Annotated in this window: 17 protein-coding genes; 12 read left to right on the top strand and 5 right to left on the bottom strand. The window is 59.4% G+C overall.

All coding sequences use genetic code 11. From position 1 onward, the window contains the following. Nucleotides 1–175: 175 nt before the first annotated feature. Complete coding sequence (locus HB633_RS26310; protein WP_213781234.1) at nt 176–1486, top strand: MFS transporter; 1311 nt, start codon at nt 176–178, stop codon at nt 1484–1486. Nucleotides 1487–1496: 10 nt separating this feature from the next. Continuing rightward, nucleotides 1497–1808 (top strand): cupin, encoded by a 312-nt coding sequence (locus tag HB633_RS26305; RefSeq protein ID WP_213781102.1) that lies wholly within the window; start codon nt 1497–1499, stop codon nt 1806–1808. A 65-nt stretch (nt 1809–1873) separates the two neighbouring features. Here HB633_RS26305 and HB633_RS26300 read toward each other — a convergent pair whose 3' ends face one another. Further along, nucleotides 1874–2158 (bottom strand): hypothetical protein, encoded by a 285-nt coding sequence (locus tag HB633_RS26300; RefSeq protein ID WP_213781101.1) that lies wholly within the window; start codon nt 2156–2158, stop codon nt 1874–1876. 90 nt (nt 2159–2248) lie between these two features. Beyond that, nucleotides 2249–3028, bottom strand: coding sequence for a Mut7-C RNAse domain-containing protein (locus HB633_RS26295; protein WP_213781100.1), 780 nt, complete (start codon nt 3026–3028; stop codon nt 2249–2251). Nucleotides 3029–3090: 62 nt separating this feature from the next. Here HB633_RS26295 and HB633_RS26290 point away from each other — a divergent pair, with 62 nt between their 5' ends. The 7 genes from HB633_RS26290 (at nt 3091) to HB633_RS26260 (ending at nt 10313) form a co-directional block, all read left to right on the top strand. Continuing rightward, the gene (locus HB633_RS26290; RefSeq protein ID WP_213781099.1) at nt 3091–3969 is read left to right on the top strand and encodes an NAD(P)-dependent oxidoreductase; all 879 of its coding nucleotides are present in this window, start codon (nt 3091–3093) and stop codon (nt 3967–3969) included. 248 nt (nt 3970–4217) lie between these two features. Next, on the top strand, nt 4218–4646 hold the full coding sequence (locus HB633_RS26285; protein WP_255581194.1) for a hypothetical protein: 429 nt from the start codon (nt 4218–4220) through the stop codon (nt 4644–4646). A gap of 19 nt (nt 4647–4665) precedes the next feature. After that, on the top strand, nt 4666–5031 hold the full coding sequence (locus HB633_RS26280) for a response regulator (protein WP_213781097.1): 366 nt from the start codon (nt 4666–4668) through the stop codon (nt 5029–5031). Between the two features lie 264 nt (nt 5032–5295). Further along, the gene (argC, locus tag HB633_RS26275) at nt 5296–6249 is read left to right on the top strand and encodes an N-acetyl-gamma-glutamyl-phosphate reductase (protein WP_213781096.1); all 954 of its coding nucleotides are present in this window, start codon (nt 5296–5298) and stop codon (nt 6247–6249) included. A gap of 378 nt (nt 6250–6627) precedes the next feature. After that, nucleotides 6628–8079: a DUF2957 domain-containing protein gene (locus HB633_RS26270; protein WP_213781095.1), complete on the top strand. Its 1452-nt coding sequence runs from the start codon at nt 6628–6630 to the stop codon at nt 8077–8079. A 67-nt stretch (nt 8080–8146) separates the two neighbouring features. Further along, entirely contained in the window at nt 8147–9388 is a 1242-nt protein-coding gene (locus HB633_RS26265; RefSeq protein WP_213781094.1) for a DUF2957 domain-containing protein, read from the top strand. A 97-nt stretch (nt 9389–9485) separates the two neighbouring features. Next, nucleotides 9486–10313 (top strand): OmpW family outer membrane protein, encoded by an 828-nt coding sequence (locus tag HB633_RS26260; protein ID WP_213781093.1) that lies wholly within the window; start codon nt 9486–9488, stop codon nt 10311–10313. A 91-nt stretch (nt 10314–10404) separates the two neighbouring features. On the opposite strand, the gene HB633_RS26255 is transcribed toward HB633_RS26260, so the two are convergent. Then, nucleotides 10405–10971, bottom strand: a complete 567-nt coding sequence (locus tag HB633_RS26255; RefSeq protein WP_213781092.1) for a flavodoxin family protein — start codon at nt 10969–10971, stop codon at nt 10405–10407. Between the two features lie 99 nt (nt 10972–11070). Beyond that, nucleotides 11071–11598 carry a YbhB/YbcL family Raf kinase inhibitor-like protein gene (locus HB633_RS26250; RefSeq protein WP_255581193.1) on the bottom strand — a complete coding sequence of 176 codons (528 nt, stop codon included), beginning with the start codon at nt 11596–11598 and terminating at the stop codon, nt 11071–11073. A 395-nt stretch (nt 11599–11993) separates the two neighbouring features. Here HB633_RS26250 and HB633_RS26245 point away from each other — a divergent pair, with 395 nt between their 5' ends. Further along, entirely contained in the window at nt 11994–12701 is a 708-nt protein-coding gene (locus HB633_RS26245) for a response regulator (protein WP_213781090.1), read from the top strand. A gap of 85 nt (nt 12702–12786) precedes the next feature. Here HB633_RS26245 and HB633_RS26240 read toward each other — a convergent pair whose 3' ends face one another. Next, on the bottom strand, nt 12787–13473 hold the full coding sequence (locus HB633_RS26240; protein ID WP_213781089.1) for an orotate phosphoribosyltransferase: 687 nt from the start codon (nt 13471–13473) through the stop codon (nt 12787–12789). A 394-nt stretch (nt 13474–13867) separates the two neighbouring features. Between HB633_RS26240 and HB633_RS26235 the strand changes: the two genes are divergently transcribed. Next, a complete protein-coding gene (locus HB633_RS26235; protein ID WP_213781088.1) occupies nt 13868–16156 on the top strand; it encodes an NADP-dependent malic enzyme in 2289 nt (762 codons plus the stop codon). A 322-nt stretch (nt 16157–16478) separates the two neighbouring features. Then, the gene (locus HB633_RS26230; RefSeq protein ID WP_213781087.1) at nt 16479–20540 is read left to right on the top strand and encodes an ESPR-type extended signal peptide-containing protein; all 4062 of its coding nucleotides are present in this window, start codon (nt 16479–16481) and stop codon (nt 20538–20540) included. The last annotated feature ends 379 nt before the right edge of the window (nt 20541–20919 follow it).

The raw sequence follows: 20919 nt of genomic DNA, 5'->3' as shown, positions 1-20919 counted from the left end.
GCAATACGCGCCCCGCCATATCGGCCGGGCGCGTTTTTTATCGCCGCTTGAAAACGATGTCACCGATCTTTACACTCGCAAGGCATTCGATCTGAGCCGTGGGCGAGCATTGTTGTCGCTCGCGACACTAACAGGCGCAACCAGCGATACGAACGCCCTCGCGGGCGGAGGTGACATGGCATCGGTGAGACCAGAAAGCACGATCCGCAAGACACCGAACACGCGCGCGGTGGTCGCCGCCGTAATCGGCAACGCGCTCGAGTGGTACGACTTCACGGTCTTCAGTTTCATGACGGTGGTGATCTCCAAGCTGTTTTTTCCCACCGATAGCGACTATTCCTCCATCCTCCTGACCACCGCGACCTTCGGCGTGGCATTTGTCATGCGCCCTGTCGGCGGAATCGTGCTGGGTCTCTATGCCGATCGCGCCGGGCGCAAGGCGGCGCTGAGCATGGTGATCGCGTTGATGACGTTCGGCATCTTGTTGCTCGCCATTGCGCCGCCTTATGCCGCGATCGGCCTGGGCGCGCCGTTGATCATCGTGTTCGCGCGGCTGTTGCAAGGCTTCTCGGCCGGCGGCGAGTTCGGCAGCGCGACGGCGTTGTTGATTGAAGCGGCGCCTTTCTCGCGGCGCGGTTTCTATGGCAGCTTCCAGATGGCGAGCCAGGCGGCGTCGCTGCTGCTGGGCGCGGTCGTCGGGTCGATCATCACGCGCAACATGTCGCCCGAGGCACTGATGTCCTGGGGATGGCGCGTGCCGTTCATCTTCGGGCTGATCATTGGGCCGGTTGGCTTTTATCTGCGCCGGAACATGCTCGAAACCGAGGCGTTCATCCATGCAAAAAAGACGGCGCGGCGTGCGACGCTCGGCGAAGTGTTCCGCGAACATGGCCGCGAAGTGATCTGCGGACTGGGCGCGGTGATCGCGCTGACGGTGACTGTGTATGTGCTGATCGGCTATTTGCCGACCTTCGCCGTCAAGCAGTTGAAGCTGCCGTATGGTCAGTCGTTCACGGCGTTGATCGTGGGGAATCTGCTGTTGACCGTGTTGTCGCCGGTTGCGGGCGCGTGGTCGGACAAGATCGGCCGCAAGGGTTTGTCGATGTGGTCGCTCGCCATCACGCTCGTGCTCATTTATCCGCTGTTCGTCTGGCTTTCCGCGGAGCCGAGCGTGACGCGGTTGATCATCGTCCAGGCCATCTTGTCGATCACGCTTTCCGGCTACTACGGACCGTTCGGCGCGCTGCTCGCCGAGTTGTTCCCGGCGCATATCCGTTCGACGGGGTTATCGGTTGCGTACAACATGGCGGTGATGCTGTTCGGCGGCTTCGGGCAGTTCGTGGTGACTTGGCTGATCAAGGCCACGGGTTCGCCGCTCGCGCCGACGTTCTATGTGATGGTGGGCATCGTGCTGTCGCTCGTCGCGATAGCGTTCATCCCGTCCGCGCCTCACGCCGATGTCGACGAAGCGCGTGTCCTACCTTGATGGAACGTTCATGAAAGTCGTGAGAAGCGGCGAATTTACGGCAGAGCGCGCGTGGGGCGCGCTCGACATTGCGAACCTGAACGGCACGACATGCCGCCTTCACTGGACCGATGCGCCTTACAAATGGCACATAAACGACGGCGAGGAAGTATTCGCGGTGATGCAGGGACAAGTGCGAATGCGCGTGCGGCGCGAGGGCGTGGAAGAAGTTTTCATGCTCGAAGCCGGCGACATCTTCCATGCGCAATCCGGCGATGAACATGTTGCGGAGCCCGTGGGCGTCGCGCGAATTCTGGTGATCGAAAAAGAAGGAAGCGTGTGAACGCTCAATAAAAAGCCGTTCCTCGATGCATCGGGAACGGCTTTTATTCTGCAGACAAGATGGGCTTAGCTTGTCGTCTTGCGCTCGAGCCCGGCCTTCACCAGCAGATCGGCGAGCGCTTCGCTCATGCCGCCTTCATGCTTGGTCGCGTGTTCCTGAAGCTGTTTCACGAGATGGCTGTCCAGCTTGCAAGCAAACGGTACAAGCCCCTTTTCTTGATCCAGACGACGCTGTTCGCGCTTGTCGAGTTTCGGCTCGGCCGGGTTCGCGCCGAAGCGCGCCGCGTTGCCTTGCTTCAGTTCGTTGGCGAGCTTGAGCGCCTTGTTTTTTTCGAGGTCGAATTTTTTCACGCGGTTTTCCTGAAGCAATGGAGACACAAAGGCCGAGGCGCGTATTGTACGCAGGTCACGGGTTTGCCCGGTTTCCCCTCAGTTGTCCCTTCAGCCGGAAGCCGGAACGGGCGGCGCGCCGCTTTCCTCATCCATCAGATCTTCGATACGCGCCCGCATGCGCTTCCAGTGCGAGCCTTCCCAGAACACGCGCCTGCAGACATCGCAGGTGACAAAGCGCGTGTGGCGCTCGAGCACGCCATCGGGCACGCGATCGCTGACTTCAATGGCGCTGGCGCGGCGCAGCGGCGCGTTGCACATCAGGCAAAGCCGGAAAGGGCGCACATATTGCGCAAGACCCAGCCGCGCGGCGACTTCGCGCCATTGCGCATCGGGCTGAAGCGCGCGCACATAACAGCCGTGGACGAGCGTGCGGCGCTTGAGCAATTCGCGATCGCGCGTGAGCACGACACGGTGTTCATCGAGCGCGAGTTGCTCGATTTCATCGTCGGGGAAATGGTTGTCATAGCGTGTGTCGAAACCCGCGAGGCGAAGCCGCTGGGCGAGCGCGCCGAGATGGGCATCGGCGATAAAACGCAGCGTCTCCAGCCGCAACGGCGCGCGCAGAAGGTGCGCGGTATCGAGCGAACGGGACACGGCGCCGGCCGGATGGACATCGATGAAATCGCCTTCCACGATAGCCTCGTCGAAGCGCACCGGCACGCCATTCCGTAGAATCAGGCCGACTTCAGTGTGCGGCACGCCGAGTGCTTCGATCATGTGCTTGGTGGTCGACGCCGCCGGACACCCGCACGCAAACGCCTGGTCGCGCTGCGCTCGCGCCAGGAACTCATTCAACTCCCGATGAAAACGGAACGTGGCGCTTGTCATGGTTTCGAGTATCGCATCGGTTCGACGCGTTTGCTTTGGCGCACAACATAAAGGAGCAGGACATGGACATCGGCTTTATTGGAATTGGCGGAATGGGCAGCGCGATGGCGTTGAACGCGCTGAAGGGAGGCCACACGGTACGCGTCTGGAACCGTTCGCCCGAGGCAACCAAACCGCTCGCCGAAGCAGGCGCGACGGTGGTGGCGTCGGCGGAAGAAGCGTTTGCGGGCGACGCCGTGTTCTCCATGCTCGCCGACGACGCCGCGTTGCGCGCGGTGCTGATCGACAGCGGCGTGCTCGAGCGCGCGCCGAAGGGCATCGTCCACGCGAACATGGCGACGATCTCGGTCGCGCTTAGCGAGGAACTCGCGGCCCTGCACGCGCATCTCGGCGTGGCGTATGTCGCGGCGCCTGTGCTCGGACGCCCGGACGTGGCGGCGGCCGGAAAGCTGAATATCATCGCGGCCGGCGCCGAAGACGCGATCGACCGTTTGCAGCCGGTATTCGATGTCATCGGACAAAAGACCTGGCGCGTCGGCGCGACGCCGCAGCACGCGAACGTGTTCAAGCTGGCGGCGAACTTCATGCTGGCATCGGCGATAGAAACTACATCCGAAGCGGCGTCGCTGATGACGGGACATGGCATCGACCCGCACGCTTTTCTCGATGTCATCAGCAACACGCTGTTCCCGGGGCCGGTGTACCAGGGCTACGGCCGCATGATCGCCGATAACCGCTATGAACCCGCGTTGTTCAAGGCGCGGCTTGGTTTGAAAGATGTGCGTCTCGCGCTTGCAGCTGGCGACGCGGTGAACGTGGCGCTGCCTGTCGGAAGCCTCGTGCGTGACAACCTGATCGAAGCGCTCGCGCAAGGCGACGGCGACAAGGACTTCGCTGTGCTTGGCAAAGTCGCGGCACGTCGGGCTGGCAGGAAGGTTTGATTCTTGCTCTTCAGCAGAGGAGAGAAGGCGTCGTATCGATAATAAATAACGGCAATGCGCGGCAACGTTCCGTATACTTGGCGCGCCGTTTGGCTCACGTTCCATCAGGTAATGGAAACGCGCAGCATTCGGTGGCGCACAGACACACGGATACGCCGCGCGCAGGCTGCGACAAGCTCTTGCGAGCTCATAAAAAGATGATGCGGAGACAGGACAGCGACCATATGAAAAGCACTCTTCGGGGTCTCATGTTCATGGTGGCATCGGCGGGCATTGGCGTGCTTTGCCTGAACTTGCCCACACTCGCCCTCGCCGACGATACCCCCGCGCCCTGCAGCGCGCTCAAGCGCATTGTGGCGGCCGCCCCGGGCGGTTTTTCTTCCGTGCAACCCGGCGACGCCACGACAGTCGCCCAGCCTTACGGCCAGGATGCGCAATGCGCGGCGAAAGGCAGCACGCTCACGTGTACATGGACGAAGGCGACGGATTCCGGCTCGACGAAGGACGCGCTGCAAGCAGTCGCGGCGGACATTGCGTCATGCCTGCCGGAAGCCACGCACGACCAGAATTCAGCGGCGCGCCAGCATTTCTACATCGGCGAGCGCGGACAACGCACGCAAATCACGGCAACGACGGCCGGCGCCGGCAAGTTGTCGCTCGCGGTATCGGGCAAATAAGGGCAAACAGGGGACTGTCATGACCAAGCGTGTTCTCATAGCCGATGACGACGATGACGCCCTTAGTTGTCTCGCCAATTTGCTGACTGCCCTGGGCCATCAGGTCGCGCAGGCGGGTTCCGGCAAGCAGGCGCTGGTTGTTGCGCGGCAATTCGGTCCGGAAGTGGTGATCCTCGATCTCGGCATGTCGCCGATGGACGGCCTTTCCGCCGCCCGGGCTTTGCGCGCTTTGCCCGAAGGCCCATCCATGCTGCTGGTCGCGCTAACCGGTTGGGGCCAGCCGCAGCATCACGAAATGACCCAGGAAGCCGGTTTCGATATCCATCTGGTCAAACCGGTTTCAATCGATCAGTTGGGTTTTATCTTGTCGATGACGCAGCCTTGACGTTGTTGTATTGAAGAGACACATCGCGAGGAGGATGTTGCGCTGCACCAATGGTTCGGGTACAGTGAACTTGTCTCCTCCATGTCTCCACTGATATGGATTCAGCCCGCCAATCATGCGCGGGCTTTTTTTTGCCTGCGTTTTTGGGCGGACATGCCGCAATGCCATCGCGCTGACGCGCAAGCGCATTAAAATGGCGTTTTTATCGCGCATCGGCCGGGACGAATTCAACGCCCGCCGCGCGACCGAACCAGCGAGATCAAGATGACCACGAAAGTATTTGTCGACGGACAGGAAGGCACCACCGGCCTGAAGATTTTTGAATATCTGTCGGCGCGCCGTGACGTCGAGATCCTGCGTATCGATGACGCCCGCCGCAAGGACGTGGAAGAGCGCCGCCGGCTGATCAACGCGTCGGACGTGACGTTCCTGTGCTTGCCGGACGTGGCGTCGCGCGAATCGGTTTCGCTTGTGGATGCGGATAACCATCGCACGGTAATGATCGATGCCAGCACGGCTTTCCGCACGCAAGACGACTGGGCGTACGGCTTGCCGGAACTGATGCCCGCGCAACGTGAACGCCTGCGCACGGCGAAGCGCATTGCCGTGCCGGGATGCCATGCATCGGCTTTCCTTCTGGCCATGAAACCGCTGGTTTCAAGCGGCCTCGTTTCCGCCGATTTCGCCGCGCACGCTTATTCCATCACGGGTTACAGCGGCGGCGGCAAGAAGATGATTGCCGATTTCGAGGTAGGCGGAAATCCGAAGCTGATGAGCCCGCGTCCTTACGCGCTGGGCCTCACGCACAAGCATTTGCCGGAAATGGCCGTGCGATCGGGGTTGAAGCGCGCGCCGGTTTTCACGCCTATCGTGGGTAACTTCCTGAAGGGCCTGGCCGTCACGACATATTTCTCGCCGGAGCAACTGACGCGTACGGCGAAGCCGCAGGACGTTCAATCGCTTTTTGCCGAGTACTACGCCAACGAGCCGTTCGTGCGCGTGTTGCCCTTCAACGCGGACAGCAATCTCGACGACGGTTTCTTCGATGTCCAGGCCAACAACGATACGAACCGTGTCGACCTGTTTGTCTTTGGCAACGACGAGCGTTTCGTCACGGTTGCGCGCCTGGATAACCTGGGCAAGGGCGCATCGGGCGCGGCGATCCAGTGCATGAATCTCGCGATCGGCGCTGATGAGGACGCGGGTCTTATCGCGTGATTGATTACGGGTGAACGCCGCGCGCGTTCATCTCTGAAAGCCGGTTTCCGCCTTCTGGCGAAACCGGCTTTTTTACGTCCGTGCGATCCCCACGATATCTCCATAGGGAATCTCCCAATTTATTTACGAACGTTCGTTCGTCAATGATTACGCGTTTTCGCGATCAAACCTTCTTCGTTTTGATTTTTGGCTAAACAAAAATTCTCTGGTCGATGATATTGGCGAATTTTTGTTTCAAAACATCGCGCATGGCTTGCCAGTCAAGGCGCTCCGGAAAAGCGGCTGTTTGAATCGGCGCTGCGGATGCTTTTTAGCCCATTGCCAAACGAAGAGCGAACGCGAAATTACTGCGCAAAACTACATGAGGGAGACAGCGGTATGCCGTATGCCATTTCGAAAGGACTCGCGCTCGCACTTGCGGCCGCGCCGTTGTTCATCGCGTGCGGCGGAGGCAAGGCCGACGATCCGGGTCCGATCAACACGCCGCAATGTTCCGGCGCGAGTTGTGGCACGCAGGGCGCTCCGGGCGTCGGCGCGGGGGCCGCGCCCTTGTGTCCGGCCAACGCGGATATTGTCGCGAACACGTATCTGGGCGGCGCGGGCAGCGGCGAGATTGTGAGCCTGAACATCGATGCCGTGAACATGAAATACACGCTCAAATGGCTCGAATCGCCAATACCGCTCGTCACCGGCACGGTCAATCCCACGCGCAAGGGCACGACCATCGCGGGCGCGGTGGTTCACCCGCCCGCAGGAACGTTGCCGACCGCCGAGCAGACGCGCTGCGCGTTCGTGTTGACGCCGGGCGGCGGCAAGGCATCGGATGGATCGACTTACACGACGGCCGCCGCGTTCAACCAGGCGAATCCGCCGACCATCTTCATTGGTCAGGGCGTCGCCGGAGGCGGCATTCCGGGCGCGACCGTGCAGTACAACGGCGCGACGCTCACCGCCGATGGCGTCCACGCCATCCCCGGTTTCCCGCAATTGTTCCCCGTGCCGAACCGGCATTTCGACTTCTATCCGTTCATCGGGTTTGCGTCGGTGAGCACGAATGTCGGGGACCTCAAGGGCACGTATAACGCGTTGCTTTACCACCTGGTTCCATCGAATAACTACGCGACCACGACCACCCAGGCGCAGGAATCCTTCGATACCGCCGGCAATTGCACCGTGCCCGTGCCGGCTTCGAATACGTCCTGCCAGACCACCGGCGGCGCGTGGACGGCGAATGCAGGCGGTTCGTACTTCACCAGCGCCGTAGCGCCGCAAGTTCAGGGCAAGCGCGCGACGCCCACGTTGCCGCTGGTCGGCGCGCTCACGTTCCCGGCCGTGGCGAACGCGAACATGGTGATCGGCAAGATCAACGGCGTGATTGTCCCGATCGTCGTGCGCACGGGTCAGGTCTTCGTGCCGTCGCCGCTCACGCCGCTGAACACGAACGCCGCGCAAGTCGACGATGAATCCGGCATCGCCATGCTCGCGCCGAACACGGCGCTGAAATCGGGTGCGTTCGATGGCGGTTACGTCGGCGCGGATTCGAACTTCAAGTACACGGCGGCGCTGTTGCAAGGGCCGGTCGGCTCGTTCATCAATCCATCGACGCAAAGCACCGAGACCGGTTTCGGCATGAGCTACGCGCAGCAATTGCCCGGCTTGATCGGCGTGCAGGACCAGAACGGCGGCAAGGGCGCGCTGATATCAGCGGGCGGCTTGTATGGCGTCTTCATAGCGGGAAGCACGGTGAATGGCGGGCCGACATCGACGTCCGTCAACGCCGATACCCCCGCGAGCCCGTACTTCGGCATTGGCGCGTTGCTGAGCAAATAAGTGAAAACACGGCGGCTGGCATGCGCCGGCCGCCAACGAACGAACACATGTGGATGGAGACAGCAGCATGAAATGGAGAACTTTGGGCGGAGTTGTGCTGATTGCGGGCGGTACGCCGTTCCTGATGAGCGCGTGCGGCGGCGGCAGCGACGCGCCACAGGCGCCGGTCGTCCGTTTGTGCCCGGCATCGCTTGATTACACGACGAACTTCACGGGCGGCGGTGGCGACGGCGAACTCGTCAAGCTGCAACTCGATACCACCAAGCTCACATGGCAAGTGACGTACATTGAATCGCCGATACCCGCCGCGACCGGCACCGTCTCCCCCACGCGCGCCGGCACCACGCAAAGCGGCACGCTCACGATGGAAACCGGCCTGCCCACGCAAAAGCTCAATCAATGCGCGTATCAGTTGAATGGCGCGACGCTCGACCCGACGCGCCCCGCGCGCATTTTCGTGGGCGAGGGCGTGGCGGGCGGCACGATTCCGGGCAAGCGCCTGCAGTTCAACGGCATTTTGGGGCAAGGCGTCGTGCCGGATCGCACGTTCCCGTATTACCCGTTCATTGGTTTCTCGACGCTGGAAACGAATCTCGCCAATGTCGCCGGATCGTATAACCAGCTTGGATATCACGAGATTCCATCGCAGAGTTACGCGCGTATTGCCGTCGATTCGAAGATCACCATCAACGCCGACGGCACCTGGCAAGAATGTGACAACACGGGCGTGAACGCCGGCAAGTGCCAGCAGGCGGGATCGAACTTCACGCCATCGCCCGATGGCAGCGGCGCGTTCGTCACCAGCAACTTCCTCGGACAAGGCAAGCCGACGCTCGCCGCCGGTCCGCTCGGCAAGGGCTACATGATCGTCGGCAAATTGCGCGGCGCGAACGTGCCCATCCTGGTTCGCACGGGGACGGCGAACGCCACGATCACGACCGGCATTCCGCCTTTCGCCGACGACGAATCCGGCATCTCGATGCTTTCGCCACAAACCAATGTTGCGTCGGGATCGGTGAATGGCGAATACGTTGGCGTGGACAACCAGTTCAACTACCGCACAACGGCGCTCGCCGGCGCGCAGGCCACGCTCATCGATCCATTCCAGCCGTCACAAGTTGCGTTGTCGCGTGCGTTGAACCTCGACTACACGCAGACCATTCAGGGTCTCGTGACGTCCACGGTCGTCAACGCATCGACCGGCGCGGCGCCAACCGGCAAGTTCATCTTCTCCGGCGGCGTGTTCGGTTATCTCGATCAAAGCGATCCGACAACGCCCTATTTCACCATCGGCTCATTCGTCGAGTGACCGTCCGGCAGCCCATTAAAAAGGGCTGCGCGCGCTCACGCCTGCTTTCATCAGAAGCGGCGTGACGCGTGACGGCCTGTAACCGAAGAGAGATGAAATGAGAAAAATTCTGGCAGCGGTGATCGGGTGTGCCGGGGCTTGCGCATCAATGACGGCGCACGCGCAAAGCGCCGGCGACAACGTCGTGGGTCTCGGCTGGTTTCATGTGATGCCGCAGGATTCGAGCAGCGAACTCACCACGCACGTGGCGCCCGTGCCGATCAACACGCCGCTGCGCTTGCCGTCGCAATTTACGTCGGCGGGAACGAGCCTTTCGACGAAAAGCGCCGATACTTTCGGCCTCGTCTTCACGCACTTTTTTACCGATCACATTGCGACGACGTTCGTAGGCGGCGTGCCGCCCGAATTCGAACTCGATGGCCACGGCACGATCCGTCCGCCGGGACCTGCCGGCGCGCTGGGCAATCAGAATCTCGATCAAACGAACCCGATCGTGAAAAGCGTGCGTCAGTGGAGCCCGGCGCTGATTTTCCAGTACTACTTCAATTCGCCGACATCGGCGTTCCGGCCGTTTGCGGGTATCGGCGTGTCGTACAACTTCTTCACGAACATCAAGCTCACCAACGGCTTCGTCAATTCGACGCAGAACAACCTTGGCTCGGTTCTGGCTGCGGCCGCAGGCAAGCCGGGGCAGACATCGGTGGACGCGAAGGCCTCGTCGTCGTGGCAACCGGTGTTCAACGTCGGTGCGACCTACAACTTCGATAAACACTGGGGTTTGATCGCGTCATTGACGTACATTCCGCTGAAGACGACGTCGTCGCTGATCATCAAGGCTGCCGATGGCACCGAACTGGCCACGACCAAAGGCAAGCTGAACGCCGATCCGCTGATCACGTTCCTGGCGGTGTCGTACCGTTTCTGATTGCGCTGACGGTCCCGCGAATCGAACGATGCCATTTAGACGCGATTCGGCGGGACGATTTTCCTTTGCTTTGGGAAACGGGTGGATGGGCCTACTTTCCAGCCCAGCGGGCCGTGACGGCCGCGATTCTCGCACCGAAGGCTTTGGCTGTTTCGAGATCGCCGGGCGGGGGCGCTTCGTCGGGAGATGCATCGGCTGGAGACTGGGTGAGCAAGCCCGAAAACCCGCCGACAAAGTTCAGGTCGTTGCGCGTGGCCGCCTTCGTGTTCGACGGCATCATGCCCGTGCCCGCCCAGATCATGCTGTGCTGCATGGCGAGCGTCATGAAATACGCGATGGTCGAGTGCTTGTCGCCGTTCATGGTCGCCGAGTTGGTGAAGCCGGCGGCGACTTTGTCCTTCCACGATTGCGCGAACCAGGGTTTGGAACTGGCATCGGCGAATTTCTTGAAGTCGGCGGACGGGCCGCCCATGTACGTGGGCGCGCCGAAGATGATGCCGTCGGCGGCGTCGAGTTCGGCCCAGCCGGCGTCGTCCAGCTCGCCTACAGTCAGGAGTTTGGCGTCGGCGCCTGCATCGGTGGCGCCGGCCAGAACCGCTTCGGCGGCCTTTTTCGTGTGACCGTAGCCACTGTGATAAACGATGACGATTTTTGGCATTTCATTCCTTCTCTGCGACGCTGCGTCGCGGGTTGAGCGGAAAGACCCAGTCTATCAAGCCAAATTGACGCTGATTGCGTGCGATGGCGGCGCAGTTGATCATCGTCCGTACGTGACCACGAGTTGCGCGCTGGACAAGGCTGTCGTGCGTATCTCGTGTTCGAACATCAGCGCGGGGCTGCTCTGGCGCAGCCGCAAGTCGGCGCTGTTGAGCGCATAAACGGTGACGATGTACCGGTGCGGCTTGCCTTGCGGTGGGCATGGCCCTGCATAGCCGTCGATGTCAAAATCGTTGCGCGATTCGACCGCGCCGATCTTGCGCAGGAAGCCCGAGGCGCTGGCATTGGACGGCAGCTTTGCGACACTTGCAGGAATTCCGGCGACCGCCCAGTGCCACCAGCCGCGGCCGGGTGCATCGGGATCGAAGATGGTCACTGCAAAACTTTGCGTGTTGGCGGGCGCGTTATGCCAGGAAAGTTGCGGAGATCGATTGCCGCCCTTGCAGTCGTTTTGATTGAAAACGAGGGAAAGCGATGCGTGTTGGTCTGCAACGATGTCGGTGCTTGTCAACGTAAATGGGACGGATGCAACAACTTCGGCGACTGCGCGCGGCGCATTTGATACCATCGCGGCGCAGAAAAACGGAACCAGCAGTGAGCGGCGGGACATTCGGAAACGAAAAACGCGGCAACCAACAACGCGGTACACAGCACAAACCACAAGCCCGGTCCCCAAGCGCATGGTGCGAGTTCTCCTGTCTCGGGCGCAGCCAGAACTGGCGTTTCACCCTTTGTAACGATGTATTTTGTCTCAGAAATAGGCTTAATGCTGGATTCAAGTTTAACATTGCGCGAAAGGACAAAATTTTTCAAATGTTCGGCACACAACTCAGCAAGGGGCAACCAGTAGACTCGGGTTTCGCTGGGATTTCGATCTCCGGGCTGAAGGGGCCATGTAATGAACAAGAGCACATTGCCTATAATGCGCAAGGGATTTATCCATTTACGAGCGAGGGGTAAATAATGGGTCAACGGATAAAAGTCATTATCGCCGATGACCATCCTGTCATTCTGTTTGGCGCTGCGCAGGCATTACTGAAATTTCCTGAAATCGAGGTGATCGGACAAGCGCGTCAATCGACGGAATTGATTCAGCTATTGCAAAAATCACCTTGCGATGTGGTTGTATCGGATCTTGCAATGCCTGGCGGACAATATGGCGACGGCATGCCGCTCCTGGGTTATATCGGGCGGCAGTTTCCGGCCGTGCGCATTGTCGTGCTGACCATGCTGGAAAATCCCGCATTGCTGAAACGGCTGCGCGAAGTGGGCGTGACGGCGGTGATCAACAAGTCCGATGACCTGAGCCACATCGGCCTTGCGATCGTTCACGTCATGCGCGGGCAGGAGTACATCGGGCCTTCTGTGAAGGTTGCGCTCGACAGCATGGGTTTGTCGGCGAGCGGGCAGCAACGTGACGTGGTGCTGTCCAAGCGTGAACTTGAAGTGGTGCGTTTGTTTGTTTCCGGCATGACGATTACCGAAATTGCCGCGCAATTGAAACGCAGCATCAAAACAATCAGCACGCAGAAAAATACCGCCATGCGCAAGCTCGGCATTGAGCGTGATTCGGAATTGTTCCAATACGCACAAAGTAATGGATTGTTAAATCTATCGGCGTATGTGGGCGATGGAAGTCTTGACGACGCATTGCCGGCAGACAGTGAATAATTGTTAGCTCAATTGAAATAAAAATCCGTTCGTCGATAAAAACGAGCGGATTTTTTTATTGCATCAACGATATAAAAATCACGAATTATTTCGGCGATGCCGTCACGCCGCCATGTGCCGCCGACCATTCTGCGGGCGAATGCAAAAACTGTTCGACCTCATCCAGCGTCTTTGTCTCGAAATAACCCGCTTCCTTGGCAACGCGCAATACATCCCACCAGGTTGCGAGCGCGTGCAGTTCCACATCGATATCTTTCAAAACCGAAACGCTTTCTTTAAAGATGTTGTAATGAAACAGCACAAAACAGTGGTTCACCTTCGCACCCGCCGTGCGTAGCGCGTTGATAAAGTTGATCTTGCTGCGGCTGTCCGTGGTCAGGTCCTCGACCAGCAGCACGCGCTGACCTTCAGTCAGCACGCCTTCAATCTGCGCGTTCCTGCCGAAGCCTTTCGGCTTTTTGCGCACGTATTGCATTGGCACCATCAACCGGTCCGATAACCACGCGGCAAACGGAATGCCGGCGGTCTCGCCACCCGCGATGGCATCGATCTGTTCGTAACCGATGTCGCGCAGGATGGTGGCCTCGGCCATCTCCATCAGGCCACGGCGCACGCGTGGATACGAGATCAGTTTCCGGCAGTCGATATAAACCGGACTTGCCCATCCCGACGTGAAGATGTACGGCTTGTCCGCGTTGAAATGCACGGCCTCGACTTCGAGCAGCATCTTTGCCGTTGTGTCCGAGATCGTCTGACGGTCGATGCCTGTCATGGGCAAGTCCTTGTTTTTGCTGGTGGGAGGAGAGACCCTCCCTTCGATACTACCCGGCCGATAAGTCGCGGATGGTGACAATACACCGCACCCACCTCGCAATCGATGCGATGCGTTTAGTAGGTTCGGCGCGCTTTCTTTCGAAAATGGTGCTCCGCGTCAAAATTATCGCGCGGTGTACACTATTTATCCCCGAAAAATGCTAACGCGCGGTCCGGGCACAAAGTGGGTTTTCCTGTGCGCTGCGGACTCCGCGCTACTTCATCGAATCCTTTTTCAGCCCACACGAAATCAGTGACCCGCAGCAACGCGCCCGAACCCGGCGCCGACGCCGCCATGCAGAACGCAGAACGAATTCAAGCTTTTTCAACTTTCCTAACGTCTCAGGCCAATCATGGACGAACAACTGAAGCTCAGCGCCCTCGCATATCACCAGTATCCGAAGCCCGGCAAGATCTCGGTCACGCCGACCAAACCCTTGTCGAACCAGCTCGATTTGTCGCTGGCGTATTCGCCGGGCGTGGCCGCTGCCTGCATGGCCATCTTCGACGAACCGCTCGACGCCCAGAAGTACACATCGCGCGGCAATCTGGTCGGCGTCGTGACCAACGGCACGGCGGTACTGGGTTTGGGCAATATCGGGCCGCTCGCCGCCAAGCCCGTGATGGAAGGCAAGGGCTGCCTCTTCAAGAAATTCGCGGGTATCGACGTGTTCGATATCGAGCTTGCCGAAACCGATCCGGACAAACTCGTCGATGCAATCGCCATGCTCGAGCCCACGCTCGGCGGCATCAACCTGGAAGACATCAAGGCGCCGGAGTGCTTCTACATTGAGAAGAAGCTGCGCGAGCGCATGAAGATTCCCGTTTTTCACGACGACCAGCACGGCACGGCGATCATTGCATCGGCGGCGATTCTCAACGGCCTGAAAGTGGTCGGCAAGAAGCTCGACGAAGTGAAGCTCGTGTGTTCGGGCGCGGGCGCCGCGGCAATTGCCTGTCTCGATTTGCTCGTGCATCTCGGGTTGAAGAAGTCGAACATCCTGGTCTGCGACTCGAAAGGCGTGATCTACGAAGGGCGCGGCAACCTGGATCCATCGAAGGAACGCTATGCCGCGAACACCGCGGACCGCACGCTCGCGGATGCCATCGACAAAGCCGACGTCTTCCTTGGCTGCTCGAGCGCCGGTGTGCTCAAGCCGGAAATGGTCAAGGTCATGGGCACGCAGCCGCTGATCCTCGCGCTCGCCAATCCCGAGCCGGAAATCCGTCCGGAAGAGGCCAAGAAAGTACGCCCGGACGCGATCATCGCGACTGGCCGTTCGGACTATCCGAACCAGGTCAACAACGTGCTGTGCTTCCCGTTCATTTTCCGCGGCGCACTTGACGTGGGCGCGACCACGATCACCGAAGAGATGAAACTCGCGTGCGTGCGCGCGATCGCGGAACTCGCCGAAGAGACCGATCAAGGCGATGAAGTCGCCAAAGCGTACGAGGGCCATTCGCTCGAATTCGGCCCGGATTACCTGATTCCGAAGCCATTCGATCCGCGTCTGATCATCAAGATCGCGCCCGCCGTGGCGCAAGCCGCGATGGATTCGGGCGTGGCCACCCGTCCGATTCACGATATGGACGCGTATCGCGAGGAATTGGGGACGACGGTGTACCGGACGGGCATGGTCATGCGGCCGGTGTTCGCGGCGGCCAAGGCAGCGCCGGCGCGCATTGTGTTCGCCGAGGGCGAGGACGAGCGCGTGCTGCGCGCCGCGCAGTTCGTGCTGCTGGAGAAGATTGCGAAGCCGATCATTATCGGCCGGCCTGCGGTGGTCGAAATGCGGCTGCAGAAGATGGGCTCGAAGCTCAAGCCCGGCACTGATTTCGAGATCGTGAATCCGGAAGACGATCCGCGTTATCAGAAGTGCTGGCAGGAATACCACAACATCGCCGCACGCGAAGGCGTGACGCCGGACAACGCGAAGGCCGCGTTGCGCAAGTTCAATACGCTGATCGGCGCAATCCTGGTTCGTCTCGGCGATGCCGACGGCATGATCTGCGGGATGATCGATACCTATCACGACCATCTCAAATTCATCGAACAGGTTTTGGGCAAGGCCGACGGCGTACAGAACTTCGCTGCGATGAACCTGTTGATGCTTCAGGGGCGCAACCTCTTCATCAGCGATACGTACGTGAACGAGATCCCGACGCCCGCGCAACTCGCCGACATGACCATCCTGGCGGCGCGCGAAATCGAGAAGTTCGGAATCGCGCCGAAGGTTGCGTTGTTGTCGAACTCGAACTTTGGCAGCGTGCCGACGGCTTCATCGAAGCGCATGGCCGAGGCTCGCAAGCTGATCGCCGAACGCGCGCCGGATCTCGAAGTCGATGGCGAAATGCACGGCGACGCGGCGTTGTCGGAAGTGGTGCGCAAGGCCGCGATGCCGGCATCGACGCTCACGGGCGAGGCCAATCTGTTGATCATGCCGAACGTGGAAGCGGCGAACATCACGTACAACCTGCTCAAGATGGTGAGCGGCGAAGGCGTGACCGTCGGGCCGTTCCTGCTCGGCGCGGATAAGCCGGTGCACATTCTCACGCCGGCTGCGACCGTGCGGCGGATCATCAACATGACCGCAGTGGCTTCGGCGAATGCGCGGGTGAAGGCTGGAGGCAACGACGCATAATTGCGAGGCTGCTCGCAGTCTGTGCCATCGGATGACGAGCGAACAAGAAGCGGCGATCGAGCATATCGGTCGCCGCTTTTTTTGTGCGTGCCGGAAACATCTAACGCAAATTCGATAAGGATGCTTAAGGAATTTTTTTAAGAGATGGGAAAGGTGTGGTGCATACAACGTCGATTTCCTGATTCGGACAAATCTGATTTGGTTGTCAAGTTGTGCTGAGTAGAGTCCCGGGACGTTTCATTTACCTGATCGCAAAGCCGAATTGTTTCTAGGGTTCGTTTCGCGTCAGACACTTTCCGCACAACTCTTTGCAGGTATCAGCATGAACAAGGTCTTTAAATCGGTTTGGAGCGAAGCTCTGGGTGCTTGGGTCGCAGCTTCGGAATTGTGTCGCGGGCGCGGGAAGGGTGGCGGGAAGGCGGCGCGGGCAGTGGCGCTGGTGATTGGGATGGGTTTGGCGGGCGGGGCGTTTGCAGGCGTGACGTTAAGCGACACCGCTAGCGCGACTAACTCAACCGATATCGCGATAGGTCCAAACTCGCTTGCCCAAAGCAATACAAAGGATGCACTCGCCATTGGCGATACAGCGCGAAGCACTGCTGATGGTGCTATTGCAATTGGCGGTGGGGTGCAAAACAAGGCGACCAACTCCATCATCATGGGGAACGGCGGGGGATCGCTTCCAGCGGCCTCGCTGGATGCAAACTCATCGAATTCGGTGTTCTTCGCACCAGCCGGCGGCTCGGTAGCAAGCTCGGCAAACTCGTTTTCGTTCAACCCATACGGTACAAACGCAACTAGTGCTTCCGCTGACGCGATCAATATCTCCGGCACCGTAAGAACGTCCCAAGGCGCCGTTGCCATTGGTACTAAATCCAGCGTCGTTGGGAACGCTGGTGGAGTGGCGATAGGATCCAATGCGTCCGTTCAGAACGCAAACTCAGTCGCGATTGGGGCTAATTCAGTAACAGACCGCGACAACTCCGTTTCAGTGGGTGGCGGCAATGGCCTCGTGACAACGCGAGTCATCACGCAGGTTTCAAACGGAGTGCAGCCGACCGACGCGGCAACGGTCGCTCAAGTTCAGGGGGTGCTCACCGCCCTGGGTGGAACTGCCACTTTTAAGGCAGACGGAACGGTCTCCGGCCCGGTTTATAAAGTAAATGGTGAAGACCAATATGGCGTGGCAAAGGCTATCAGCGCCTTGGATGCCAGCGTTCAGAACGCTGTCCTCTATGACGGAGTTAAAGACTCGGTCACCTTGGGTGGTGATAACGGCACTAAGATCCAGAACCTCAGTGCGGGTTCGGCTCCAATGGATGCAGTCAACTTCAAGCAGTTGACTGACGCCGGACTCACAGTTGATTCAACCGGTACGGTCACAAACGCGTTCGTTGCATACAAAGACAAGACCATGACCAAGGTGGATCTGGGCGGCGCGAACGGTACCGAAATCAGCAATGTCGCTGCCGGCTCAAAGGACATGGACGCCGTCAATCTGAAGCAGCTCAAGGACGCGGGGATCACAGTCGACCCGAGCGGCAACCCGACCAATGCGTTTGTCGCGTATGACGACAACGCAAAGAAGGATTCCGTAACGCTCAAAGGAGCAGCGGGCACGCAAATTCACAAGGTTGCAGCAGGTACGGCAGACCAAGACGCGGTCAACGTGAAGCAATTGACCGACGCGGGCGCGGTGGTGGACTCCACTGGTTCTGTAACGAACGCATTCGTAGCTTATGACGGCAGCGCAAAAGACTCCGTGACGCTAAGAGGCACGAGCGGCACGCAGATTCACAAGGTAGCAGCAGGTACGGCAGACCAAGACGCGGTCAACGTGAAGCAATTGAAGGACGCGGGCGCAATTGTTGATTCAAGTGGCACCGTAACGAACGGATTTGTAGCGTACGACGGCTCCGCGAAGGATTCGGTGACGCTCAAGGGCACGAACGGCACGAAAATTCACAACGTCGCGGCCGGTACCGCTGACAAAGATGCCGTGAACGTGAAGCAGTTGACCGAGGCGGGCGCGATCGTCGATTCGAGTGGCACGGTGACGAATGGCTTTGTCGCATACGACGGCTCTGCAAAAGATTCGGTGACGCTCAAAGGCACGAACGGCACTCAGATTCACAACGTTGCTGCAGCGACGGCCGACAAAGACGCGGTGAACCTGAAGCAGTTGAAGGATGCTGGCGTAATCGTCGACTCGACCGGAGCGGTGACAAACGCGTTTGTTGCGTACGACACCACGGCGAAGGATTCAGTGACGCTGAAAGGTTCGAACGGAACTCAGATTCACAAGGTCGCAGCGGGTACCGCAGCGCAAGATGCTGTGAACGTGAAGCAGTTGACGGACGCGGGCGCGATCGTCGATTCGAGCGGCACAGTGACGAATGGCTTTGTCGCGTATGACGGTTCCGCGAAGGATTCGGTGACGCTGAAGGGCACGAACGGCACGCAAATTCACAAGGTTGCAGCGGGTACGGCAGACCAAGACGCGGTCAACGTGAAGCAGTTGACGGATGCAGGCGCAATCGTCGATTCAACCGGCGCGGTAACCAACGCGTTTGTAGCATACGACGGCTCCACGAAAGACTCGGTCACGTTGAAGGGAACGGATGGAACGCAGATTCACAATGTTGCAGCTGGCACCGCTGATAAAGATGCCGTGAACGTGAAGCAATTGACGGACGCGGGCGCGATTGTCGATTCAACTGGCGCCGTGACAAACGCGTTTGTGGCGTACGACGACTCTGCAAAAGACTCGGTCACGCTGAAGGGCACTGACGGCACGCAGATCCACAATGTCGCCGCTGGCGCAGCGGATAAAGATGCTGTGAACGTGAAGCAGTTGACGGACGCAGGCTTGAACATCGACACGAGCGGCGTGGTCACGAACGCGTTCGTTGCATACGACAACAACACATCGAAGGATTCGGTCACGCTGGCCGGCGCCAATGGCACGCAAATCCACAACGTGGCAAACGGTGAGGTTTCGGCCACGAGCAAGGACGCGGTCAACGGTTCGCAACTCTTCGCAATAACCCAGAATATTTCTGCGGATAGTGTGAATTATTCGTCCCCGGCGCATGACAAGGTGGCGTTAGCGAGCACGGCCGGTGGCCTGGTGACCATCTCGGGCGTCGCGCGCGGTGCGATGACGGCTGACAGCAATGAAGCGGTCAATGGTGCGCAGCTTTTCGAAGTTGACGCCAAGACCAATCAAAACGCTGCTGATATCAACAACATCAACAAAACCATCAATAACATCGTGAATGGCGGTGATGCGTATGTGACCCAGGACGCGGCCACCGGAACGATTTCAATCGGTGGAAGCACTGGCGGCAATGAGATCAGCGTGGCAGGCACGGCGGGCCCTCGCAAAATCTCTGGTGTTGCGGCGGGTAGCGTGGGACCCGGAAGCACGGACGCGGTGAATGGCGACCAAATGTATAACGTCGCAGCAAGTACAGCAGCGGCGCTGGGCGGCGGTGCGGGCGTGGATGCAAACGGCAACATCACGGCGCCTACATATACGGTCGGCGGTACGGACGTCCATGACGTTGGCACGGCAATCAGCAACCTCGACGCACGCACGGCGCAGAACACGACTGACATTACGAACATTAGTAATGCGACCAAGAATGCGGTCACCTACGATTCCGATGCGCACAACAAGGTGACGTTGGGCGGCACCGCGGCCGCGGATGGCACAGACGCAAACGCCGTCCAGTTGACCAATGTGAAGGCAGGGGAACTGTCCGCGACCAGCACGGATGCTGTGAACGGGGCGCAGTTGAACGCTACGAACGCACGTGTCGATTCATTCGAAAACGTCGTGAACAATATTTCCGGTACAGGAAGTCCATTTATTGCGATCAACTCGTCGGTGGGGGCATCGCCGGCACCTACCGCAACGGGCACGGATGCGGTAGCGCTCGGTGCCAACGCCCACGCTTCTGGCAACAACTCAATCGCGCTTGGTGCAAATTCAGTTGCCGATGAAGACAACACAGCGTCGGTTGGTTCCGCTGACAACGAACGTCGCGTGACGAACGTGGCGCCTGGGCAAGGCGGCACGGACGCAGCCAACATGAACCAGGTCAACGATTTGCGCAACGAAGTTGGCCAGAACATGACGGCGTTGCAACGCAGCGCGTTCGGCGGTGTGGCGTCGGCCATGGCCATGCCGAATCTTTCGCCGCGTGAAGCGGGCAAGACGGTAGTTGCAGTCGGTGTGGCCAACTACAAGGGATATGGCGCGGTTGGTGCGGGCGCAACGTATCGGTCGCGTGATGGCGCTTGGCTGATCAACGGCGCAATGTCCATCACACCTCATGGCGACACCGGCGCACGTGCGCAGGTGGGCTACGAGTTCTAAGTTTGCATAGGTCCTAAACAGTAAGTCAAGGCGATCCGGATGTTCGGATCGCCTTTTTTTATTGTGCGTTTTATTTCCATATACCCGAGCTAAAAACTGCATCGGCATCATTCAAATTCAGGCAAACGCGTCGTCGATTTGCCGTCGGGTACGGCGAGTGAGATTCGCTCGTAAGCTGCCCCGAAACCTCTGCGGTTCCCAACTATCCCCAGCGCTTCAGTCTCACGCCGACGATTGTCGGTCTTGTCCCGTATTCCCACGTTTGTGGCGAAGACAACAAAGTATCTCGATTTTGGCAACGTTTTGTAGGACTGTGCCTATCTGGCTCCTCGCTTCGTCCTAATAAAGTAGGTTCTGACGCGAGTGACGAGCCATCGAT

Source organism: Caballeronia sp. dw_276, from assembly GCF_018449635.1.
GTDB lineage: Bacteria > Pseudomonadota > Gammaproteobacteria > Burkholderiales > Burkholderiaceae > Caballeronia.
This window is presented reverse-complemented; position numbering and strand designations above follow the sequence as displayed.